Annotated in this window: 2 protein-coding genes; both read left to right on the forward strand. The window is 55.8% G+C overall.

What is annotated here, in order from left to right; all coding sequences use genetic code 11:
- The coding region (locus tag AC1DJT_RS35880; protein WP_476835972.1) for a phospholipase D-like domain-containing protein at positions 1–1,713 on the forward strand (1,713 nt) is incomplete at its 5' end.
- Positions 1,714–1,728: 15 nt separating this feature from the next.
- Positions 1,729–2,610 carry a hypothetical protein gene (locus tag AC1DJT_RS35885; protein WP_476835973.1) on the forward strand — a complete coding sequence of 294 codons (882 nt, stop codon included), beginning with the start codon at positions 1,729–1,731 and terminating at the stop codon, positions 2,608–2,610.
- Positions 2,611–2,699: the final 89 nt, after the last annotated feature.

The raw sequence follows: 2,699 nt of genomic DNA on the forward strand, positions 1-2,699 counted from the left end.
CTTTGTTGTTGGCCTTTGTTGTTGGCCATCTATAATGAGCCCCAACCGATGGGCAGCTTGAGCTCCTCTTTGGGGCTTCCTCACCAGATCGTCGTAGCTTCTCTGAGCCGACTGATGCGGTTCCGCCTTGTAGAGGTTGCCCTTTCAGAACGGGGATCCGTCTTCCAGGTGAGTGATTTCGGGATGCTTTCGGTGAGCGGGGGCAATCCTTTGCCGGTCTTTCCCAAGCGAAGCACCAAGCAGGCGAATTTTGTAGTCGAATTCGCTACGGGCGACTTCTTTCCAGCCTCTCATGTGACGATTCCCAGTACCCAGCGACTCCACCGCCATCTCGATGGGGGAACGGAGGTCCGATTTGTTGTCGTCGCTGGTGGAGGACCATCGTTGTCCCACGAAGCGAACTTGGCGCGTTTGTCTGAGATTGCGACGCGTGGTTGGGATGAGCAGATTGCCTCCATAGATCCACGGACAGCATCAGTTCGCCAGGACGAGTTCATGGTGTTTCCGGTGATTGATGGGAGCGTACGCGGTATACCCGAAAAAGCTGGAGAGCCGTTACGCCAACTAATCTTGGATGCGGCCGTTCGACCCGCTGGCACTCGCCAGATCCCAGTAACCTATGGCGGTCATCGCGAGCAGCCTCTCGAATGCGCGGCACAGCACGATTGCGAGTTTAAGGAAGAAGACCTCGTGATCGGAGGCGCCGCTCACCGGGATTGCCTAATGTCGATGCTGGAACGTGCACATCGACGAATGATCATCCACTCGACGTTCCTCGATACGAAAAGCTTCGATGCTTTACTCCCTGCCCTCAGAAAGGCATGCGAGCGGGGTGTGAAGATCGACTTTCTCTGGGGTGACAATGACGAAGATGAAAACCCTACCCGATCGGGAGTAAACGCAGTTTCCATCGCCAAGCGGATTCACGAGGACCCAGACCTAAGAGGACGGATTACGTTCCATATGGGAAGCACGGGGTCGCACGCTAAAATCCTGCTACTCGACACCGAGCACGATGGCTGGTTGGCGGTTGTGGGATCCTGCAATTGGCTTTCAACGCCTTTCAATGCCGTAGAGATTTCCGCGATATTGCGTGATCAGTATCTCGTTGCAGACGTTTGTCGACTGGTTCAGCGGCTGGCTGCGCGTCGTGCTGTCGCGGACAGTTTGGCCTACGAACTGGCAATCACTGTCACTGATTTGCGCCGAGAGCCGCCTCGGGGTGGCCCACACAAGGTCGCTCTTATTGCGGGGGCCGCTCACGAAGATGTCGTGCTACGTGCCTCTCAGGATGCACAACAGCGCCTCTTGATTGGTTGCGATCGTCTTGGTTCGACCGCACGACCTGGAGCGCTCATGCAAGGCGAGTCAGCCGCAGGACGGAACGTTGAGGTCGTGATCCTCTACACAGTGCCGGCAGGCCCACTCAAAAAGCGACACGCGCGAGCATTGAAAGAGGAAGCAGCCCTAAACGGCGTGCGCCTTGGTCAAGCAAAGATTCGACTCCATGGCAAATTGCTCGCTTGGGACAGCGACGACCTAGTCGTCACGAGCCTGAATTGGACCTCGGGATCCGTTATGCCAGATGCGCCCTGGAATGACGTGGGGGTTCATATTTCGATGCCCAATATTGGGGACATTGCCTGGAAACGCCTTGCCGAAATCTATCCAGAGCATCTGAGCACGGCGTCACAGCCATCGGGCAACAAATAAACGGGCGATACCAAAGTGCTGTTGTCGGAATTTGACTTGGACAAGCGGGAAGCTCGGCGCGTCCCTTCACCAGGGAAATGTATCTACTGCTATGACCCAAGCCCGGCGCTCACCGACGAGCACGTTATCCCTTACGCCCTCGCGGCCAACACACTCATTTTGGAAAAGTCGTGTTGCAAGACGTGCCAAGAGATCATCCAGCCGTATGAGCAGGAAGTGCTCAAGAAGCAATTAGGTATATTCCGAGCGCAGGTCGATGCGCCTACGCGGAACAAGAAGGATCGCCCTACGGAGGCGAGGCTACATTTCTTTGAAGCGAATGCGGAAGGCGAGCTGGTCAGAAATCTCGGCTCCCGCTTAATGCCGATCGGAGAAATACCGGTCATGTTCAGCCTATGGGCGTCGCCACCACCACGTCTTTTGCGCGTTCCTAATCAGCCCATTGATGAAAACGGCGGCCCCTGGACTTTTGTGGAGAAAGACGTAGCGAATTCCCTTTGCCGAGCCGTTGGAGAAGAAAAGGGTGTAAGCCATGTCGCCATGAAGGTAGGAGAGGTGAATCGCCTCCATTACCTCCGATCACTCGCGAAAACGGCTCACGCATTTGCGGTCGCAACACTAGGGCTTGACGCGTTTGAGCCTCTTTTGCTTGATCTGATCTTGAATCGTAGCAACGACGTGGCGGAGTATGTCGGCGATTCGAATGTCGACTCACCTTTTGATCTGCACCCCGCGCATACGTTGCAGATTGCGATCGGTGAAGCAGCGGACGGCCCTGCGAAAGGGTACCTGATTTCCCGTATTCAACTCTATCCGATGTTGAACAGTCCGGCCCATCTCGTCGTTCTGGGGAAGGCGATTGAGGACATCGGCAAACGTTTCGAAGTAGCGTTCTGACCCGCTCACTCCAACGTCCGAAGAGCCGCTGTGTTTCGGCCCTTTAATTGCGGGGAGCTGTCAACCTCCGATTTCGCGCGGTCATCGCC

This window comes from Allobosea sp. 05T422_2 (genome assembly GCF_056396265.1).